Raw genomic sequence first — 19,894 nt, 5'->3', positions numbered from 1 at the left:
TCAATATTCCTTGTTTCCCGGTGCAGCCGCTTCAATCATTTGGTTGAACTTCGCTTCGACCTCTTTGGCGAAGTCATCCTGCATTTCGTACACGTCGCCGAACTCGACGAAGGCCCAGCGACCGTGTGTGCCAAGGTGGTTCACGCCGGGAATCCAGTAGGTGTCCATGGTGGACTTCTTCTCCTTCGCGTCCTCGCGCCGGTAACCCTTGATCTCGACGATCAGGTTCAGCGGGTCGTTCTTGCCGCGACCGTCGTCCACTTGCACAATGAAGTCCGGGATGTAGATGCGGTTGGCCGAGCCGAAGCGGTAAGGAACTTCCAGGCCGAGGTTGTGGTTCTTGGTGTAGGCCAGCACCTTGGGATGCGACTCGGCGACTCGGCAGAATTCAGCTTCCCAGCCACTGTCCAGGATCACCAAGTTGACCTGATTCTTCGGCTGGTTCTCCACGCCGAGGGTTTCCCAGCGTTCGCTGCCCGGACGAGAGGTGTTGAAGCGCACGTGCGCGGTGCTGCCGGTAGGGTTGAATGGGTCAAGGATGGCCTTGACCTGCCGGCCTTTCTCCAGCTCCTTCGCGGTAATGCCCTTGGTGATGCGCTGGCAGGCCATGTCCGCCAATTCTCGATACATCAACTGCGCCGGGTGGGTGCCGCCTTTGCATTCCAGGCACTCGTCTAGCCATTGGCGCACGATGCGCTTGAGCTGACCAAACAAGGCAATAGGTGCATCCTGGCCTTGATCACGCCAATGCTGGAACAGCAGGTGTTTGGTCAGCTCCATCAGCAGGGTGGACTGGCGCACGTCTCCCAGATGCTTGATATCCAGCTCCACCGCTTCGCCAATGATGCCGGCGTTGTGGGTCTTGGTTGCGCCGACCATGTCTGGCGTCAGGGTGAGGTGGTGGTCGTCGTTGAATTCAGCTTCGAGTTGCTCTTCTGGAAGTTCGACACGATAGCCCTGCACGCGAGGGAATCGGATTTCCAGATAGTCGCGCTCTGGTCGAAGTGCCTTGACCGTGACGGTTTCGCGGGGTTTGGGCGGAGTGACAACGACCGGCTTGGCGGTGAAGTCGAAGGGAATGCCGAATACGTCGGCGTACTCCACGTCGAACAGGCCCCGCTCGTTCAACTCATAGGATTGGCGGCGCAGGGCTCGGCCAATCACCTGCTCGCACAGCAACTGGGTGCCGAACGCCCGCACACCGAGGATGTGGGTAACGGTATTGGCATCCCAACCTTCTGTGAGCATGGACACCGACACGACGCAGCGGATTTGCTCACCCAGGCGGCCCTGCTTGCCAACGGTATTCATCACTTCGCGCAGCAGTTCGCTGTCACTCAGGTTCTCAGCTTGGCGACGGTCGCCGGTGCGCTCGATGATCTCGCGCTTGAAGCGTTCGATCTCGTCGGAGGCCATGCCTCGGAAGTTGTCGTCCAGCGCCTCGCCGGATTCGAGCTGCTCGCTGTCAATCAGCAACGTGTTCGGGCGAGCCAGGGGCTCGCCATGCTCGTCGAAGTTGCGAAACAATTCCAGCCGTCCTGGCACGCGCGTGATGGAGTCATCATCGTTAGTGCGTTCGAAACCGGAGATGTAGTCGAAAACCAGTTTAGAAGTGGCGGTGTTGTTGCATACCACGATGAAGCATGGCGGCACATTGATACCGGCCTGCTTCCAGGCTTCGTAGGTTTTGAGATAGTGGCCATATAGGGCTTCCAGCGCGGTCTGCAATTCCACCGGAATGGCCAACGGATCTAGCTGGGCGTTCTTGCCGCGCCCCTTCTTCGGCATCCTCTTGCCGATGTGCTTCCAGAGTTCGCGGTAGATGGGCATTTCCGCGCCGGGGATGTTGTCGGCTACAGGAACGCGCGGCAATTTGACGATGCCGCATTCGATGGCGTCCATCAGCGAAAAGTCGCTCATCGTCCAAGGAAACAGCGTGCCCTCGACATAGCCGGAGCCGGCCAGAAAGAAAGGCGTCGCCGACAGGTCCATCACCTGCTGGAGGCCCAGCTTGCGATTCACGGCTTCCAAGCCGGAAATCCACAGTCGCGCTGCTTCGTTGTTCTCATCGGCCTCGGCTTTCTGATCTTTATCGAGATCGTCGTCGTCCCCAGCAGCGTGCGGCTTCTCTCGATAGCAATGGTGCGCCTCGTCGTTGATGGCGAGAATGTTCTTCAGCCCCATCAGCTCCGGCATGACCCGCTGGAGCATCTGGCCCTCGGTTTCCAACGTGCCCAGCTCGCTGCCGGTACGGCCTTGCAGCAAACGGCGGCCGCCCTTGGACAATTCCATTCGCTCGCGCGGCTTGAAAGCGTGGTAATTGGTGATGACAATCTTGGCCTTATCCAGATCGGCCAGCATGTCGCGCGGCACGATCTCGCGGTTGGCGTAGTAGCTGTCTGCATCATTGGGCAACAGCACACGCAAACGATCCTTGATGGTCAGGCCAGGTGCGACCAGCAGGAAACCACGGGTGAATTTCTTGCTCTGTGGATGCCGCACGGCATTGACCGTCTGCCACGCAATGAGCATGGACATGACCGTAGTCTTGCCAGCACCAGTGGCCAGCTTCAGCGCCAGACGCATCAAGCCTGGATTGGCATCGTTGCTAGCCTTTTTCAGGTGATCGAGGAAGCGCTCGCCGTTCTTGCCAAGCTGCGGGGCGACCTCGGTCAGCCAGATGGCAGTTTCGGCCGCTTCTACCTGACAGAAGAACGGGCGTATACCTGCGAACGTATGATTGCGCCAGTGCTCTAACAGACGAGCTGTTTCAGCGGTGACGCGCCACTGCGACGCTGGCAAGCGACGCCAGGTGTCAACCTCGCGCCGGACCGAATTGATCAGTTCCGAATGGCGGTAACGTTGGCCGTCATCAGCCAAGTTCTCGATTTCATCTAGTGCAAGAGCTGCCTGTTCACCGTGGTGCCAGCGTGGCTTTGGGATCGGGCTAATGAAGCTGGACGCTCGGCGAGACTCAACGATTTGCTGGGTGGGTTGCCCCTCGTCATCAAGCTCCCAGTGCAGGGATGGGTAGCCGTAAGGAGAATTGAGAATAGGCTGCTTGAAAAACTGGTCATTCACTTCTTTAATCCCTTGATCCAGCATGATGCCCCATCCCTTAGGGTGGGGCTTCCCGATTTGAAAGGAAGGCATGCCAGCAAGCCAACCCCATAATTTTCCCCGAGCCATGAAGTAGATCAGCCAGTGGGCGACGAAGCAAACTTTCGACGTTAGCATCCGCCGCCCGGCTCTAGCACGCTGCGACTTGGCACTGGTTTTTCACACCAAAGGCGTCAGCAGGCAACACTGAAAGGCGGGCGCCCTTTCTGGCTATCCACCCCAGAGACTGACACGAGCACTCTAGTACCGGCCCTAATACCATGCCACGCGGCATTGGAGGATGCTGGCATGTACTGAGTACTACTCATACAACCCGAATGCAAAGAAAAAGGCCCTACACAGCGGTGAGGGCCCCATCTTTTAAAACAAACTCCGGCATCAAGGCTTGGGCTCGAGCCAGCGCACCTCTCGGATAGTAGTCAGCTCATCAAGCCATCAAACCCCAACCGGATTAGCCTTCTCCGCATCGATCTTGTACTGCTTGATCGCCCGAGCCACATCCTTCCCGGTCATCTTCCCATCCTTCGCCAGCGCCGCAATCGCGGCATGCGCGATGTAGTACCGGTCCACTTCGAAGAACCGACGCAGGTTGGCGCGGGTGTCGGAGCGGCCGAAGCCATCGGTGCCCAGCACGGTGTAGTGCGTCGGCACGAACGCACGGATCTGGTCGGCGAAGGCACGTACGTAGTCCGTAGCGGCGATCACCGGACCCTGACGCCCTTCCAGCAGCTGGGTCACATACGGCTTGCGCTGCTCGCCTTCCGGATGCAGGCGATTCCAGCGCTCGGCGTCGAAGCCGTCGCGGCGCAGTTCGTTGAAGCTGGGGCAGGACCAGATGTCGGCGGTGACGCCGAAGTCCTTGTCCAGCAGTTCGGCGGCGGCGATGGCTTCGCGCAGGATGGTGCCCGAGCCCAGCAGCTGCACGCGCAGTTCGCCCTTCTTGGGCTTGCCGGCGTCGGTCAGCAGGTACATGCCCTTGATGATGCCGTCTTCTGCACCGGCCGGCATTTCCGGGTGGGTGTAGTTTTCGTTCATCAGGGTGATGTAGTAGTACTCGTCCACCTGCTCTTGCATCATCCGCTTCATGCCGTACTGCATGACCACGGTGACTTCGTAGCCGAAGGTGGGGTCGTAGCTGCGCACGTTCGGGATCGACCCGGCGATGACCTGGCTGAAGCCGTCTTCGTGCTGCAGGCCTTCGCCGTTCAACGTGGTGCGGCCGGCGGTGCCGCCGAGCAGGAAGCCGCGGGTGCGCATGTCCGCGGCCTGCCAGGCGATGTCGCCCACGCGCTGGAAGCCGAACATGGAGTAGTAGATGTAGAACGGCAGCATCGGCACGTTGCTGACCGAGTAGCTGGTGCCGGCGGCCAGCCACGAGGAAATCGCGCCCGGCTCGCTGATGCCCTGCTGCAGCACCTGGCCGGACTGGTCCTCGCGGTAGAACATCAGCTGGTCGGCGTCCACCGGCTTGTACTTCTGGCCGAACGGGGCATAGATGCCGATCTGGCGGAACATGCCTTCCATGCCGAAGGTGCGCGCTTCGTCGGCCACGATGGGCACGATGCGCGGGCCCAGGTCCTTGTCGCGCAGGGCGATGTTGAGGCTCTGCACGAAGGCCATGGTGGTGGAGTAGCTGCGCTCGCCGCTGGACTTGAGCAGGCGGTCGTACTTGTCCAGGCCGGGCACGGTGAACGACTGGTCGGCCTTGCGGCGGCGCTGCGGCAGGTGGCCGCCGAGCGCGGCGCGGCGCTCCTGCAGGTACTGCACTTCCGGCGAATCCGGGCCGGGGTGGTAGAACGGCACCTGCTCGGCGTCGGCCAGCTGCTTGTCGCTGAGCGGGATGTTGAAGCGGTCGCGGAACGCGCGCACGGCGTCGTCGTCCAGCTTCTTGGTCTGGTGGGTGGGGTTGAGCGATTCGCCCGAGGAACCCATGCCGTAGCCCTTGACCGTCTTGGCCAGGATCACGGTGGGCATGCCTTTGGTGTTCACCGCCTGGTGGTAGGCGGCGTAGACCTTGTGCGGATCGTGGCCGCCGCGGTTCAGGCGCCAGATGTCGTCGTCGGACAGGCCGGCAACCATGGCCGCGGTCTCCGGGTATTTGCCGAAGAAGTTGGCACGGGTGTAGGCGCCGCCGAAGGCCTTGCAGTTCTGGTATTCGCCGTCGACGGTTTCCATCATCAGCTTGCGCAGCACGCCGTCGGTGTCGCGCGCCAGCAGGGCATCCCAGTAGCCGCCCCACAGCAGCTTGATGACGTTCCAGCCGCCGCCGCGGAACACGCCTTCCAGTTCCTGGATGATCTTGCCGTTGCCGCGCACCGGGCCGTCCAGGCGCTGCAGGTTGCAGTTCACCACGAAGATGAGGTTGTCCAGGCCTTCGCGGCCGGCCAGGGCGATGGCGCCCAGGGTTTCCGGCTCGTCGGACTCGCCGTCGCCGATGAAGCACCACACCTTGCGGTCGGACTTCTCGATCAGGCCGCGGTGTTCCAGGTACTTCATGAACTGCGCCTGGTAGATGGCGCTGAGCGGGCCCAGGCCCATCGACACGGTGGGGGTCTGCCAGAAATCCGGCATCAGCCACGGGTGCGGATAGGAGGAGATGCCCTGCCCGTCCACTTCCATGCGGAAGTTGTTGAGCTGGTCTTCGCTGATGCGGCCTTCGAGGAAGGCGCGGGCGTAGATGCCCGGGGAGCTGTGGCCCTGGATGTAGAGCAGGTCGCCCGGGTGGTTGTCCGAGGGCGCGCGCCAGAAGTGGTTGAAGCCCACGTCGTACAGGGTGGCGCTGGAGGCGAAGGAGGCGATGTGGCCGCCCAGGTCGCCCGGCTTGCGGTTGGCGCGGACCACGGTGGCCATGGCGTTCCAGCGGATGATCGAGCGGATCTTCCACTCGATGGCCGCATCGCCCGGGCTCTTGGCCTCGTTGGCGGGCGCGATGGTGTTGACGTACTCGGTGGTCGGCGAGAACGGCAGGTAGGCACCGGAGCGACGGGTCAGTTCGACCATGTCCTCCAGCAGCTGATGCGCGCGCTCGGGGCCCGCCACATCGATGACGGCCTTGAGCGATTCGATCCACTCCTGGGTCTCAGTGGGGTTCGGATCGTTCTGCAGCACCTCGTTCAACCAGTTCATAGCGCTCCCGTCGGTCGCACGCACGCGCGCGATTGCATGTGTTTTTCGAAGCCTCCAAGTGTAGCGCAACCACCCCGCCGGACCTCGTACGGCAGCGTATGGAACGCACTGTCACATTGGCCCGGGACAGCGCGGGCCATGGATGCGCGGCGGGGCGCGGCTGCGCTTATGATCGTGGCCGACTCCCGCGGAGCGCCGCCATCGCCGCCCTATCCTCCGTGCAGGACGCTTCCGCGGTCGCCTGGCGGCACAGCCTGCGCACCCGGCTGATGCTGTGGGGCAGCCTGATCCAGGTGGCGTTGCTGCTGGGCCTGGCGCTGCTGTTCTACCTGGGCGCGCGCCAGGTGGTGGTGCGCAACGCGCGCGAGGAAGTGGCCGGGCTGGCCCAGCAGACCGCGCGCAGCCTGGACGCGACGCTGGGGTCGGTGCAGGTGAGCGGCCGCACCCTGGCCGCCGGCGCGTCCGGGGTCGGGCGCCAGCCGTTCAACCTGCGCAGCCTGCTGCACGCCACGCTGGAGGGCGACCCGGACATCGCCGGGGCGCTGCTGGTGATCGAGCCGGGCGCGCTGAAGGGCGACGACCGCGGCTTCGCCTGGCACCTGCGGCGCACGCGCGGCAAGATCATCGAGCAGCCGGCCGAGGCGCTGGGCTTCGACTACCGCAGCATGCCCTGGTACCGGCGCACGCTGGCGGCGTCGGCACCGTGGTGGTCCGAGCCGTACAGCGACGCCTCCACCGGCGGCGATTTCCTCACCACCTACAACCTGCCGCTGCGCCTGCCCGGCGACGATACGGGGGCGCCGGCGATCGGCATGGTTAGCGTGGACGTGCCGCTGAAGCGGTTGCAGACCATCGTCGGCGAGCTGCCGGCCAGCGCCGGGCTGCAGCCGATGCTGCTGTCGCCGGATGGGCTGTTCGTGCTGCATCCGGACCCGGCCCTGCGCTTCCGCCGCACCCTGGAGGCGCACGTGGCGCGGGCGCGGCCGGACCTGTCGCCGCTGGCCGCCGCCGTGGCCGCGCACCGGCCGGTGCGCTTTTCCCATACCGCGCCCGACGGCGAGCGCTACCTGACCCAGAGCGCGGCGGTCGGCGACACCGGCTGGACCTTCGCGCTGACCGTGTCCGAGCGCTACATCCTGGCCGGGCTCAACCGCATCGCGCTGTGGGTGGGACTGGGCGGCGGCACCGCGCTGCTGCTGTGGCTGTGGCTGCTGCGCCGCTACACGTTGCGGCTGGCGCGACCGATCGAGGACCTGACCAACTCGGCGGGACACTTCAGCCAGGGCGAGTTCGACTACCCGCTGCGGCACGTGGAGCGGCAGGACGAGGTGGGGGTGATGGCGCGCGCGTTCGACCGCGCGCGCGGCTCGATCAAGCTGCAGCTGGAAGAGATCGCCACGCTGGCGCAGGCGCGGCAGCGGATGCAGAGCGAGCTGTCGATCGCGCGCGACATCCAGCAGGCGATGCTGCCGGACGGGCGCACCTTCGACAGCGCGCACAAGCACCTGGAGACCTACGCGCTGCTGGAGCCGGCGACGATGGTCGGCGGGGATTTCTACCAGTTCTTCGAGACCGAGCCGGGGCTGCTGTGGTTCGTGGTCGGCGACGTGTCAGACAAGGGCGTGCCGGCGGCGCTGTTCATGGCGCGGGCGATGACCGTGCTGGAAGTGGCCGCGCGCCGCCACACCCGGCCGGACGCGATCCTGATCGCGGCCTCGCAGCGCATGGTGGACGGCAACGACACCTGCATGTTCGCCACCGTGCTGTGCGGGTTGATCGACGTGCACAGCGGCGACTACTGGCTGTCCAGCGCCGGCCACGATCCGCCGGTGCTGCTCGGCGCCGACGGCCAGGTGCAGCTGCTGGCGGTGGAATCGGGCCCGCCGTTGGGGATCGAGCCGCAGACGCGCTACCCGGTGGTGCGCGGGCGCCTGGCCGCCGGCGCCACGCTGCTGAGCTACACCGACGGCATCACCGAAGCGATGGACGCGCAGGACCAGGCGTACGGCGAAGCGCGGTTGCTGGCGGCGCTGCGGCCGGGCATCGACGCGCAGGCGCAATGCGCGCGGGTGCTGGCCGACGTGCACGCGTTCACCGCAGGCGCACCGCAGTCCGACGACATTACGTTGCTGGCGATCCGGTTGCGCCAGGACCCGACGCGGGAGGCAAGCACATGAAACTACGGCTGCAGATGGTGCCGGCGCTGGACACGCTGGCGCAGCTGAGCGACGCACTGGAAGCCGCGCTGCTGCGCCACGGCGTGGTCCTGGAGCACGTGCACCGGGCGCGGCTGATCGTGGAGGAACTGGCCTGCAACACGCTCGAGCACGGGCACCTGAGCGGCGAACAGCCGCCGGTGGAGGTGACCCTGCAGGTGGACAGCGGCGCGCTGGTGCTGGAATTCCACGACAGCGGCCCGGCCTTCGACCTGCGCAACGCACCAATGCCGGACCTGGACGCGGACATCGCCGAGCGCCCGATCGGCGGCCTCGGCCTGCACCTGGTGCGGCAGCTGGCCGACCACATCGACTACCGTCACGACGCCGGCCGCAACGTCGTGCGCATCACCTTGCTGCAGCCCTTCGACCCCATCCCCCAGGAGTTCCCCGCATGACCACGTTGAGCCTGCAGATCGAACCGACGCAAGATAGGCGCCAGCGCATCACCCTCAGCGGGCGCCTGGACACGCACACCTACCAGGCGCTGGACGAGGCGCTGGCCCCGCTGCTGGCCACGCAGATCACCACCTTGGTGCTGGACCTGTCGCACCTGGACTACATCAGCAGCGCCGGCATCCGCTCGATCTTCAAGGCGCGCAAGGTGCTGGCCACGCGCGAGGGCCGGGTGCTGGTGGTCAACCCGCAACCGCAGATCCGCAAGGTGTTCGACGTGGTCAAAGCGGTGCCGTTGAACGAGATCTTCACCTCGGTGCAGGAGCTGGACGAGTACCTGGACGAGATGCAGCGCAGGGTGCTTGAGGATGGGGATGGCGGCTGAGTTGGGCGCGGGTGTTCGGTTGGGTCGTGGCCTGTTGGGTGCACTGCCGGAGGGACTTCAGTCCCGACTGCTTCTGAAGCCGATCGATTCGACAGGGAGCTGAAGCCGGTCCGCCGGGCAGGACACCTTGTCGCGGCTGAAGCCGCTCCTACAGGGGTATCTGCTGGAGCGTGCATCGCTTCTGTAGAAGGGGCTTCAGCCCCGACAGGATCTGCAAGCGCGCAATATTCACACCGCGCGCGTCGCGGCTGAAGTCGCTCCCACATGTAGGCACTCGAGGTGCTGGCTCGCTGCGCTGTAGGAGGGACTTCAGTCCCGACAGCAAACGAAGCTTATTCGACTCGACAGGGGAACTGAAGCCGGTCGACCGAGTGGACACCTTGTCGCGGCTGAAGCCGCTCCTACAGAGGGCGCTTGGTGGATCCTTGCGCCCGCTTCTGTAGGAGGGGCTTCAGCCCCGACAGGATCTGCAAGCGCTAGATATGCCGCCACGCGCGTCGCGACTGAAGTCGCTCCCACAATTAGGAGTGCTGGCTCGCTGCACTGTGGGAGCTTCTGTCCCGACAGCAACCGAAGGCGATTCGACTTCGACAGGGAACTGAAACCCTTTGACCGAGTGAGACACCCTGTCGCGGCTGAAGCCGCTCCTACAAAAAGCTTGCGACCAGCTCGCCGGGTGCTCCAGCCTCGCGCTTGTTGTGGGAGCGACTTCAGTCGCGACGCGACCAACTGAATCCGTTCGACCATCCCGAACGCGCCGCATCGGTGAGCAGCCCCTGACTGAACGCGCGCCCATTCCATTCGCCCCACCCACCGCTCTTGCCTTGCCCGCAGACTAGATTCGATATATCGTTTCGCAAAACTTAGACATATCGAAACGATGCCGCGCCCGACCGATTCCAGCCACCGCCACCCGCACCGCCTGTTCGACGAGGACAGCCCCGGCCGCGGCCCGCAGGGCCGTAGCGGCGGGCGTGGCGGGCGCCCGCTCGGCCATGGCGACCTGCGCCTGCTGCTGCTGGCGATGATCGAGACCCAGCCGCGCCACGGCTACGAGTTGATCCGCGCGGTCGCCGATCTGTTCCATGGCCTGTACACGCCCAGCGCCGGCACCGTCTACCCGACCCTGGCGCAACTGGAGGCGCAGGGCCTGGTGCAGGCCGACGCCGATGCGGGGCGCAAGCGCTACGCGATCACCGCCGATGGCCGCGCCTTCGTGCAGGCGCAGCGCACGCAGCTGGATGCGGCAGTGGAACGCACCCATCACAGCGCCCGCGCGCTGGTGCGCGCCAACGTGCCGGCACCGGTGCGCGAGGCGATGCGCCGGATCAAGCACGCCTTGCTGGCGCGCCACGGCCGCTGGACCGAGGCGGAAATCGCCCGCGTCGCGCAGCTGCTGTCGGAGGCCGCCGACGGCATGGAGCGCGACGGCGATGACTGAAACCTGCCCGCGCTCTACCGCCTTTCCTTCTTCTATGCAGGCGCACCGCGCCGCCACCCTTTCCCCAAAGGATTTCGCATGACCCCCCATGAAAACCGCCTGCTGCGCCATCCACTGAAGATGCGCCAGCTGCAGGTGCTGCGCACCCAGCCGCTGACCCCGCACATGCGCCGCATCGTGGTCGGCGGCCCGGAGCTGGACGGCTTCGTCAGCGCCGGCCCCGACGATCACGTCAAGCTGTTCTTCCCCAACGCCGACAGCGCGTTCGTGCTGCCGACGATGACCGACAGCGGCCCGGTCTACCCGGCCGACGCCGCGCCCTCGCCGGCGCGCGACTACACGCCGCGCCACCACGACGCGGCGGCGCAGGAGCTGACCCTGGATTTCGTGCTGCACGGCGACGGCCCGGCCTGCCGCTGGGCGGCGCGCGCCAATCCGGGCGACCCGCTGGTGGTCGGCGGCCCGCGCGGCTCGTTCGTCGTGGCCGACGACTACGACGCCTACGTGCTGATCGGCGACGAGACCGCGCTGCCGGCGATCGGCCGCTGGCTGGAGGAACTGCCGGCCAGCGCCCGGGTGCACGCCCTGATCGAGATCGCCGGCACCGCCGATCGGCAGGCGCTGCCCTCGCGCGCGCAGGTGCGCGTCAGTTGGCTGGAACGCAACGGCGTGCCTGTGCTCGGCAGCCAACTGCTGGAAGACGCACTGCGTGATTTCGAGGCGCCGGACGGCGACGCGTTCTACTGGATCGCCTGCGAATCGGCACGCGCCCGGATGATGCGCAAGTTCGTCGAAGGCCGCCTCAACGTGCCCAGGGACTGGATCCGCGCGACAGGGTACTGGAAGTCGGGGCGCGAGGAGCAGGGCTAATGGCGCCAGCAGTAGAGAGCTTCGAGCCTGCATGCATGCGCTGAACCAGCAGCAGATGCTTTCCGACTCCTAAAGCTGTATCAGCACGCCAGCATCATTGCCCAGTCCAAGTAGCGAGCAAAGATCACAGCAGCAAATGTAGACAACACTTCTTAAAGTGAGACTCGTCACAAAACAGCATGTGAGGCTTCCTTAGATTTTTTAGTCGCTGGCGACTTGGATGCAGCGAACGATTACGGACAGCGCACATGGACAAAGCGTTCCACACTATAGATCCGCGCGGCATTACGTTGAATCCGGACGGATCCCTCCATTTCGACAACCACCGGCTGCGTGCCGCTGCCATTGCGTCCGCGACACGCGGGACGATTCGCCCAATGGGTGAGAACGCCGGAAACTGTACGAATTCCGGCACGTGTTCCGGCACCAACTACACCTGCACGAATACCGGCGACTGTTCCAAGGCCTCCAATGTTGGCGTCTGCCTCGTCCGCCAACCCACCCCTGGCGGTTGAGGGACGCGATGTTAAGCGACGCGACCGTGGCGGAGGCGCTATCTCCGCGCATTCTTTCCTTGATTCTTCTTCCGACGGAAAAGTGCAATTTCCGCTGCACCTATTGCTATGAGGATTTCGCGATCGGGCGCATGCAGCCTGCCGTCGTGGGCGGGATCAAGCAACTGATTTCCAGGCGCGCCTCGACATTGGACAGGTTGAACATCTCCTGGTTCGGCGGCGAACCGCTGCTGGCGCTGGGGACCGTGCTCGACATCGGCCACCATGCGCACCAGGAATGCGAGCGTCACGATGTCCAGTTCAGCGCAGGCTTCACCACCAACGGCTACCTGCTCACCCCGGATCTGCTGAGCCAGCTCATCGAGCTGCGTCACCGAGAATTCCAGATCACCCTGGACGGCGACGCCGACTGGCACGACAAAACCCGGATCACGGCCAACAAGGGCGCCACGTTCGAGAAGATCTGGTCCAACCTCATCGCGTATCGCGCACTGTCCGGAAACTTTTCCGTTTCGCTCAGGCTGCATGTTCACCAGGACAACATCGCGTCCGTCAAACGCCTCTACGGCAAGTTGCAGCGCGAACTGCTGGATGACGGCCGGTTCTCGGTCTATTTCCACAAGGTGTCCAACCTCAGCGCGACCAGCACGATCAAGGAGACGGTCTTGCCGCGCGATCGGTATCTGGAGGCGATTGCCTTCATTACCGACCAGGGCAACGGCTGTACCGGATCAGGCAAGGCGATCTCCGAAGAACACCTGGACGGCTACATCTGCTACGCCGCAAAGCCCAACTCGCTCATGATCCGCGCCAACGGCCGCATCGGCAAATGCACGGTGGCACTGAACGACGACCGCAACGATCTAGGGCGACTCCATTCCGATGGAACGGTCGAGGTAGCAAACGACAAGCTGCGCCGATGGATGAGCGGCTTTTCCGACCTTTCCGAACAGACGCTGGGCTGCCCGCTCGCCAGCCTGCCGCGCGCCTGAGGAGGACCCATGCCGCTCCGCATCAGCCCAGACAGGATTTCATTGGACAAGGATGCAGCGATCCAGTTCGGGGATCCCGATACAGCGTCGGCAATCGAAGCGCTGGCAACGCAGCGCTTCGGGCCGATGGCCACCAACGAGGTCTGCAATGGCACCAATCCATCCTGCACGAACACGAAGGATTGTTCATTGGGCAGCAACACCAATTGCAACAACCAAGGCAAGTGTTTTTTCACACCGACCCCAGGCCCTGGCCAGGGCTGACCCTCACTGACAGGTGGATAGCATGACGACGCGCACGAACGACAGCCGCCGCAACTTCCTGATTGGCACTGCCGCCAGTGCAGTCGCCGCGATCGTGCCTGTGGCAGGAAACGCATCGGACCTCGCCCACGCTGGCACGTCGGCCCGCTCCGCACACCTGGCGCTGCCGGAAACTCAGGTATTTGCGGTGAAGCTGTTCGGCGACCTACGTGAACTGCCGGCGGAGCTGCAACTGATCCCGGGCCAGCTTTCAGACCCGATCGCCCTCAAGGGCAACGACACCTATCGTGTGCGCATCACACCCACCGACATGGCCTCTCGGTTCGGGCCGATCTATTCGCTCGTGCTTGCCGATGCCAATGGCACGCCACTGGAACAGATGAACATCGGCAGCGACACCACCGCGATCTTTACCCGGTATGGCGTCCAGGTCTATGCGCTGTCGATAGAACAGGCCGTGTGAGTCTTCCCAGACGGCGGTGACAACGTTTCACTTTTCTTGGCTCGATCGATCCGACCGCTTCATTCTCCGGTCGCGGCTGAAGCCGCTCCTACATAAGCGCTTGGCGATGCGGAAGCCATAGGGTCATGCGTCGGGACTGAAGTCCCTCCCACAAAACGCATCGCTCCTTGTGGGAGGGACTTCAGTCCCGACTGCAGGCAGCCGAAACACCTGCGGCTGCGCGCGGGCACCGCGCACTCCCGCCAGCGGGGCCAACATGTCGCGCCGCGAGGGCACACACGAAAACGCCCGCCGGATGGCGGGCGTTTTCCTCGAAAGCGACGGCCAGTTCAGGCCACTGCCTTCACCTCAGAGCGCAGGCTTACTTCGCGTCCTGCAGCGCCTCGGTGGTGATGCGGATCTTGACCTCGTCGCTGACGTTGGGCACGTACGCGCCCAGGCCGAAATCGCTGCGCTTGATCGTGGTGGAGGCGTCGAAGCCCAGCGCCGGCACCTTCTTCATCGGGTGCGGGCCGGCACCGTTGAGCGTCACCGCCAGCACCACCGGCTTGGTGACGCCCTTGATGGTCAGGTCGCCGGCCACGCTCAGCTTGTTGGTGCCGGCGGCGCTCACCTTGGTGCTCTTGAAGGTGGCGGTCGGGAACTTGGCGGCGTCGAAGAAGTCGCCGCTCTTCAGGTGCTCGTCGAACTTGGCGGTGAAGCTGTTGAGGCCCGACAGCGGCAGGGTCACCTGGACGCTGGACTTGCCCACGTTCTCGGCGTTGTAGACCAGGGTGCCGTCGACGTCGCCGAAGTGCGCGGTGGGGTTGGAGAAGCCGAGGTGGTTCCACTGCACCAGCACGTCGGTGTGGGTCGGGTCCAGCTTGTAGGTGCCGGTGGCGCCCTTGATCGCGGTGGCGGCTGCTGCGGCCGGCGCGGCGAAGGCGGTGGTGGCCGGCTGGGCGACGACGACGGCCAGCGCCAGGGCGAGCGGAAGCAGCAGTTTGCGGGTCTTGTTCATGGGCGAGGAGCTCCTGGGAAATCGGTGGTTGGGAAACTGCGGCAAGCGCAGGTACAGCGGTGTGAGGATGAAGCGGATCTGTTGCGGCTTACTCGATGCGCGCGGCCTCGTCGAAACTCAGCCGCGGCAGGCGCGGGAACAGGCCGGTGGGATCGCCATAGCCGAGGTTGACCAGGAAGTTGGACTTGATCGCGGTGCCGGCGAAGAATGCCGCATCGACCTTGGCGTTGTCGAAGCCCGACATCGGGCCGGCATCCAGGCCCAGCGAACGCGCGGCCAGGATCAGGTAGGCGCCCTGCAGCGAGCCGTTGCGGAACGCCGATTCGCTGCGGCCTTCGCGCGGGCCGTCGAACCAGCTCTTGGCATCGGCGTGCGGGAACAGGTACGGCAGCTTCTCATGGAAGTCTTCGTCGTGGGCGACGATCACCGTCACCGGCGCGGCCATGGTCTTGGCCAGGTTGCCTTCGGACAGCGTGGGCTTGAGCTTCTCCTTGCCCGCGGCCGAGGTCACGAACACGAAACGCGCCGGGCTGCCGTTGGCTGCGGTCGGGCCCCACTTCAGCAGGTCGTAGAGGGCGCGCAGGGTGTCTTCGCCGACCGGCGTGTCGCGGAAGGCGTTCTGGGTGCGGGCGGTACGGAACAGCTGATCCAGGGCGGCGTCGTGCAGGGCGTCGGACATGCGGGCATTCCTTTTGTCTTCAGTGGGACGCCGGCGCCCCAGGGGGCGGTCTCGGCGCAAGACGGCCAGTGTAGAGTGGCACGATAGCCGCAACACCCAGCCGCAATGCAACGGATTACTACCAAACGTGAAACGATCGGGCGCGCTCTGGGCGATTAGCGATGGTCGCGCCGGCAATGCGCGCCAGGCCGAGGCACTGGCCGCCGCGCTGGCCCGGGACGCGGCGACGCCCGCCGCGTCGCTGGTATTGCACCCGCACATGCCCTGGCGCTGGCTGGCGCCGCGGCGGCTGCCCGGCGCGGCGCACGCCTACGGCCCCGGCCTTGCCGACCTGTTGCGGCAACCGCCGGCGCTGGCGATCGGCTGCGGCCGCCAGGCGGCATTGGCGACGCGGTTGCTGCGCGCGCGCGGCAGCCGCGTGGTGCAGGTACTGGATCCGCGCCTGCCGCCGCGGCACTGGGATGTGGTGGTGGTGCCCGACCACGATCGCCTGCGTGGCGACAACGTGCTCACCCTGCTCGGCAGCCTGCATCCGGTCGACGATGCCTGGCTGGCCACTGCGCGCGCGGCGTTCCCGGCGTTCGGCGCGCTGCCGTCGCCGCGCACTGCACTGCTGGTCGGCGGTCCCGCCGCGCTGGCGCCGTGGACCGCCGACGCGGCGGCGGCGCTGTTCAGGCAACTGGCCGCGGAGTTGCGCGACAGCGGCGGCAGCGTGCTCGCCAGCACCTCGCGACGCACGCCGCCCGCGGTGGCCGCCGCGCTGCGCAGTGCGTTCGCCGGCGTGCCGGGGCTGGTCTGGTGCGGTGAGCAGGATGGCCCGAACCCGTATGCCGGCATGCTGGGCTGGGCCGAACGCGTCGTCTGCACGCCCGATTCGGTGAACCTGCTGTCGGAGGCGTGCGCGACGCGGGTGCCGGTGCGCGTAGCGATGCCGACGCTGGCACGCGGCCGGGCGCGCGACTTCCATGCGGCGCTGCGCGCGCGCGGCCGCCTGGACGAAACGGTGCCCGGCGACATCGGCGCTGCCTGTACGCCACTGCGCGAGACGGCGCGCATCGCCACGCAGCTGCGCGCGATGTTGGGCCTGGACGAGGCGTAACGCCCGCTCCGTTCGTCCGCTGCGGCGAGGTGCTGTGTATGCGCTCGTCTGATGGGGTGCCGATCGACTTGTTCCAGAGCCGTCGGGTACACCGCTTCGTTCGTCGCGACTGAAGTCGCTCCCACAAGGAATCGCGGCCGGCGTCCTGAATGCACTGTGGGAGGGACTTCAGTCCTGACGAGCAGCATCTTGGCTCCCGCATCGCCAAGTGCCTGTGTAGGAGCGGCTTCAGCCGCGACCGGAAAATGAAACGGCCGGATGGATCGAGTTGAGAAAGCGTCGCGGCTGAAGCCGCTCCTACAGTGGCCTACAAGGGATCCTGCTTTTTTGTGGGAGGGACTTCAGTCCCGACGAGCGGAACCTTGGCTCCCGCATCGCCAAGTACCCGTGTAGGAGCGGCTTCAGCCGCGACCGGAGAACGAAATGGTCGGATCGATCGAGCCGAGAAAAGCGTCGCGGCTGAAGCCGCTCCTACAGTGGCCTACAAGGGATCCTGCTTTTTTGTGGGAGGGACTTCAGTCCTGACGAGTGGCACCTTGGTTGCCGCATCGCCAAGTACCCGTGTAGGAGCGGCTTCAGCCGCGACCGGAAAATGAAACGGCCGGATGGATCGAGTTGAGAAAGCGTCGCGGCTGAAGCCGCTCCCACAGTGGCTTCTCGTGGGAGCACGCTTTTTTGTGGGAGGGACTTCAGTCCCGACGAGCAGCACTTGGCTCCCATTGGCCACGATAGCGGCGCAACAGAATCTGCGCCGCTCGCTAGCACTCCAGCACCCGCCTCCAACGCCACCAAGACAAAGGCACGCACATGCGGCGCACACGGCAAACGCCGTCGCATTCGCCGCCACTGTCACCGCAGTGTCAGCAGCGTTGCATCTGCCGTTAACAGTTCGGCAACACCCTGGCTTCTGGAATCTGCGCCGCCCCACCATCGCTGCCGCTCGCACGAACGCGTCCTGCGCCGGGCCGATTCCTCTCCTCCCCCGTTGCCATGGAATCGCCCGATGCCCCGTCCCTACCCGCTCGCCGCCGCGCTGGCGCTCGTCCTGTCGTCCTTCGCCGCTCAGGCCGCCGATGCCGATCCGGCCGCGGCCGATGCCGCCTCGGCCGACGCCGACACAGGCACTGGTAGCGTGCAGCAACTCGACGCGGTGTCGGTGATCGGCCAGGGCGAGACCCGCCAGGTGCAGCGCATCACCCGTCAGGACGTGCCGGTGCTGCCGCCGGGCACCAGCATCCAGAAGCTGCTCAACCGCATCCCCGGCGTCAACGTGCAGTCCAACGACGCGTTCGGCGCCAACGAGGAATCGCAGACGGTGAGCCTGCGCGGCTTCAACGGCACGCGCCTGGGCTATACGCTCGACGGCCTGCCGTTGGGCGACAACGCCTACGGCAACTACAACGGCCTGAACATCAGTCGCGCGCTGATCGCCGAGAACTTCGGCGGGGTGGAACTGGCCTCGGGCATCGGCAGCCTGGGCACCGCCTCCACCAGCAACCTCGGCGGCACCGTGCAGTATTTCTCGGACGATCCGGCCACCGAAACCGGCGTGCGCCTGTCGCAGACCGTGGGCTCGGACGCCAACCGCCGCACCTACCTGCGCCTGGACACCGGCGAGCACAACGGCTTCTCCGCCTACCTGTCCGGCATCTACGCCAGCGCCGACATGTGGGCCAAGCCGGACTCGCCGACCAGCACCGCGCAGTTCAACGGCAAGGGCGTGTACCAGTTCGACGGCGGCAAGATCACCGCCTTCGTCGATACCTCGCGCACCTCGCAGGCCGACTACGCCTACCTGTCCAAGAGCGGCATGCGCCGCGGCCTGGGCTGGGACTGGAACCTGTACGCGCCGGACTGGCAACGCGCGCTGGCCGCGGCCTATTGCGCGCCCGCCACCCGCGACGCCAGCCGCTGCGCCTACAGCGGTGGCGTGGACAACATCGACGACGCGTACTACCAGAGCCGCGCGCTGCGCAACGACGACCTGTACTACCTCGCCGGCGACTTCCAGCCATCGGACACGGTGAGCGTGCACACCCAGGTCTACCACCACGAGAACGAAGGCCAGGGCCACTGGTGGTCGCCGGGCCAGGCGTCGAACCCGGGTACGCCGCAGGCGCTGCCGATCTCGATCCGCAGCACCAACTACACCATCAACCGCACCGGCGGCATCGCCTCGCTGGGCTGGGACCTGGGCCCGCACCACCTGGAAGCCGGCGTGTGGTACGAGCGCAACAAGCATCACGTGGAGCGCAACTTCTACTGGATCGACGGCCCGATCGACGACGACCTGTTCCTCAGCGGCCCGGACCGCCGGCTGTTTTCGCAGGACTACACGATCACCACCAAGCAGGCCTACCTGCAGGGCACCTTCAAGCTGCTCGACGAGCGCCTGACCCTGGATCTGGGCGTAAAGAGCCCGCACACCACGATGACCGCGCGCGAGACGCCGGGGATCGCGGTCGAAGCGCCGGTCGCCAACGGCACACTGAAGGCGAGCGAGGCGCTGCTGCCGCAGGTGGGCGTGAGCTACCGCCTGGCCGACGGGCAGGAACTGTTCGCCTCCTACGCCGAAAACATCGCCGCGTTCCAGGGCGGCGGCGCCGGCGGCCCGCTGCTGGTCACGCAGGCCTCGTTCGACGCCAGCGCCGGTGCGCTGGAGCCGGAGAAGTCCAAGACCTTCGAGGCAGGCTACCGGCTGGTGCGCGATACCTTCGAGGCCTCGCTGGTCGGCTACGACGTCACCTTCGACAACCGCCTGCTCTCGCTCAACCCCTGCCCGAGCATCCAGCAGGGCACCACCCCGGCGTGCACCACGCGCTTCTTCAACGTCGGCTCGGTCAGCAGCCGCGGCGGCGAGCTGACCTTCATCTGGAAGCCGACCGCGCACCTGCAGTGGTACAACTCGGCCTCGATCAACCGCTCCACCTACGACGACAACTACGTGCAGAACGGCGTGACCATTCCGACCGCCAGCAAGTACACGGTGGACACGCCCAAGCGCATGTTCACCAGCGAGATCAGCTGGAACTACAACGGCTGGAACGCGAACCTGCGAGGCAAGTACACCGGCCAGCGCTACTACACCTACACCAACGACCAGGGCTTCGGCGGCTACACCGCGTTCGACGCCGGCACCGGTTACGACTTCGGCGCGGTGTCGTTCCTGCAGGACCTGAAGCTGTCGCTCAACGTGACCAACCTCACCGACAAGCGCTACGCCTCCAACCTCACCGCCTTCAGCAACAGCGACCCGAACGGGCGTTCGCTGGCGTTCCACGCCAGCGCGCCACGGCAGGTGTTCCTGACCCTGGACGCGCGCTTCTGA

At 65.5% G+C, this 19,894-nt stretch carries 15 protein-coding genes; 11 read left to right on the top strand and 4 right to left on the bottom strand.

Annotated features, from left to right (window positions below; all coding sequences use genetic code 11):
* Together J2Y70_RS14140 and aceE are read right to left on the bottom strand one after the other, a co-directional pair.
* Complete coding sequence (locus tag J2Y70_RS14140; protein ID WP_369011099.1) at positions 1–3,081, bottom strand: BPTD_3080 family restriction endonuclease; 3,081 nt, start codon at positions 3,079–3,081, stop codon at positions 1–3.
* 474 nt (positions 3,082–3,555) lie between these two features.
* The gene (gene aceE / locus J2Y70_RS14135) at positions 3,556–6,246 is read right to left on the bottom strand and encodes a pyruvate dehydrogenase (acetyl-transferring), homodimeric type (RefSeq protein WP_309918689.1); all 2,691 of its coding nucleotides are present in this window, start codon (positions 6,244–6,246) and stop codon (positions 3,556–3,558) included.
* 269 nt (positions 6,247–6,515) lie between these two features.
* Between aceE and J2Y70_RS14130 the strand changes: the two genes are divergently transcribed.
* The 9 genes from J2Y70_RS14130 (at position 6,516) to J2Y70_RS14090 (ending at position 13,788) form a co-directional block, all read left to right on the top strand.
* Positions 6,516–8,423 carry a SpoIIE family protein phosphatase gene (locus J2Y70_RS14130; protein WP_309918929.1) on the top strand — a complete coding sequence of 636 codons (1,908 nt, stop codon included), beginning with the start codon at positions 6,516–6,518 and terminating at the stop codon, positions 8,421–8,423.
* On the top strand, positions 8,420–8,860 hold the full coding sequence (locus J2Y70_RS14125; RefSeq protein WP_309918686.1) for an ATP-binding protein: 441 nt from the start codon (positions 8,420–8,422) through the stop codon (positions 8,858–8,860). Before J2Y70_RS14130 ends, J2Y70_RS14125 begins: the two co-directional genes overlap by 4 nt.
* A complete protein-coding gene (locus tag J2Y70_RS14120) occupies positions 8,857–9,243 on the top strand; it encodes an STAS domain-containing protein (protein WP_263396973.1) in 387 nt (128 codons plus the stop codon). Before J2Y70_RS14125 ends, J2Y70_RS14120 begins: the two co-directional genes overlap by 4 nt.
* Before the next feature lie 1,024 nt (positions 9,244–10,267).
* Positions 10,268–10,684 carry a PadR family transcriptional regulator gene (locus tag J2Y70_RS14115; RefSeq protein ID WP_309918926.1) on the top strand — a complete coding sequence of 139 codons (417 nt, stop codon included), beginning with the start codon at positions 10,268–10,270 and terminating at the stop codon, positions 10,682–10,684.
* Between the two features lie 78 nt (positions 10,685–10,762).
* Positions 10,763–11,554 (top strand): siderophore-interacting protein, encoded by a 792-nt coding sequence (locus tag J2Y70_RS14110; protein ID WP_309918682.1) that lies wholly within the window; start codon positions 10,763–10,765, stop codon positions 11,552–11,554.
* A 248-nt stretch (positions 11,555–11,802) separates the two neighbouring features.
* Positions 11,803–12,069 carry a hypothetical protein gene (locus J2Y70_RS14105; protein ID WP_309918679.1) on the top strand — a complete coding sequence of 89 codons (267 nt, stop codon included), beginning with the start codon at positions 11,803–11,805 and terminating at the stop codon, positions 12,067–12,069.
* Positions 12,070–12,077: 8 nt separating this feature from the next.
* On the top strand, positions 12,078–13,061 hold the full coding sequence (locus J2Y70_RS14100; RefSeq protein WP_309918676.1) for a radical SAM protein: 984 nt from the start codon (positions 12,078–12,080) through the stop codon (positions 13,059–13,061).
* Positions 13,062–13,070: 9 nt separating this feature from the next.
* Positions 13,071–13,325 (top strand): hypothetical protein, encoded by a 255-nt coding sequence (locus tag J2Y70_RS14095; protein ID WP_309918674.1) that lies wholly within the window; start codon positions 13,071–13,073, stop codon positions 13,323–13,325.
* 22 nt (positions 13,326–13,347) lie between these two features.
* Complete coding sequence (locus J2Y70_RS14090) at positions 13,348–13,788, top strand: hypothetical protein (RefSeq protein ID WP_309918671.1); 441 nt, start codon at positions 13,348–13,350, stop codon at positions 13,786–13,788.
* 361 nt (positions 13,789–14,149) lie between these two features.
* On the opposite strand, the gene J2Y70_RS14085 is transcribed toward J2Y70_RS14090, so the two are convergent.
* Both J2Y70_RS14085 and J2Y70_RS14080 read right to left on the bottom strand, forming a co-directional pair.
* Positions 14,150–14,788 (bottom strand): YceI family protein, encoded by a 639-nt coding sequence (locus J2Y70_RS14085; protein WP_309918667.1) that lies wholly within the window; start codon positions 14,786–14,788, stop codon positions 14,150–14,152.
* 88 nt (positions 14,789–14,876) lie between these two features.
* Positions 14,877–15,467 carry a malonic semialdehyde reductase gene (locus J2Y70_RS14080; RefSeq protein ID WP_309918664.1) on the bottom strand — a complete coding sequence of 197 codons (591 nt, stop codon included), beginning with the start codon at positions 15,465–15,467 and terminating at the stop codon, positions 14,877–14,879.
* Positions 15,468–15,594: 127 nt separating this feature from the next.
* Between J2Y70_RS14080 and J2Y70_RS14075 the strand changes: the two genes are divergently transcribed.
* A complete protein-coding gene (locus J2Y70_RS14075) occupies positions 15,595–16,566 on the top strand; it encodes a mitochondrial fission ELM1 family protein (protein ID WP_309918661.1) in 972 nt (323 codons plus the stop codon).
* Between the two features lie 1,003 nt (positions 16,567–17,569).
* A complete protein-coding gene (locus J2Y70_RS14070) occupies positions 17,570–19,894 on the top strand; it encodes a TonB-dependent receptor (RefSeq protein ID WP_309918658.1) in 2,325 nt (774 codons plus the stop codon).

Source organism: Xanthomonas sp. 1678 (assembly GCF_031455575.1).
GTDB lineage: Bacteria > Pseudomonadota > Gammaproteobacteria > Xanthomonadales > Xanthomonadaceae > Xanthomonas_A.
Note: the sequence above shows the minus strand (reverse complement) of the source record. Positions and strands in the feature narration are given on the sequence as shown.

Bases quoted from the DNA above. Each gene is read 5' to 3' on its own strand.
- aceE (WP_309918689.1), bottom strand. From the start codon at position 6,246: ATGAACTGGTTGAACGAGGTGCTGCAGAACGATCCGAACCCCACTGAG.
- J2Y70_RS14130 (WP_309918929.1), top strand. From the start codon at position 6,516: ATGCTGTGGGGCAGCCTGATCCAGGTGGCGTTGCTGCTGGGCCTGGCG.
- J2Y70_RS14125 (WP_309918686.1), top strand. From the start codon at position 8,420: ATGAAACTACGGCTGCAGATGGTGCCGGCGCTGGACACGCTGGCGCAG.
- J2Y70_RS14120 (WP_263396973.1), top strand. From the start codon at position 8,857: ATGACCACGTTGAGCCTGCAGATCGAACCGACGCAAGATAGGCGCCAG.
- J2Y70_RS14115 (WP_309918926.1), top strand. From the start codon at position 10,268: ATGATCGAGACCCAGCCGCGCCACGGCTACGAGTTGATCCGCGCGGTC.
- J2Y70_RS14110 (WP_309918682.1), top strand. From the start codon at position 10,763: ATGACCCCCCATGAAAACCGCCTGCTGCGCCATCCACTGAAGATGCGC.
- J2Y70_RS14105 (WP_309918679.1), top strand. From the start codon at position 11,803: ATGGACAAAGCGTTCCACACTATAGATCCGCGCGGCATTACGTTGAAT.
- J2Y70_RS14100 (WP_309918676.1), top strand. From the start codon at position 12,078: ATGTTAAGCGACGCGACCGTGGCGGAGGCGCTATCTCCGCGCATTCTT.
- J2Y70_RS14095 (WP_309918674.1), top strand. From the start codon at position 13,071: ATGCCGCTCCGCATCAGCCCAGACAGGATTTCATTGGACAAGGATGCA.
- J2Y70_RS14090 (WP_309918671.1), top strand. From the start codon at position 13,348: ATGACGACGCGCACGAACGACAGCCGCCGCAACTTCCTGATTGGCACT.
- J2Y70_RS14085 (WP_309918667.1), bottom strand. From the start codon at position 14,788: ATGAACAAGACCCGCAAACTGCTGCTTCCGCTCGCCCTGGCGCTGGCC.
- J2Y70_RS14080 (WP_309918664.1), bottom strand. From the start codon at position 15,467: ATGTCCGACGCCCTGCACGACGCCGCCCTGGATCAGCTGTTCCGTACC.
- J2Y70_RS14070 (WP_309918658.1), top strand. From the start codon at position 17,570: ATGCCCCGTCCCTACCCGCTCGCCGCCGCGCTGGCGCTCGTCCTGTCG.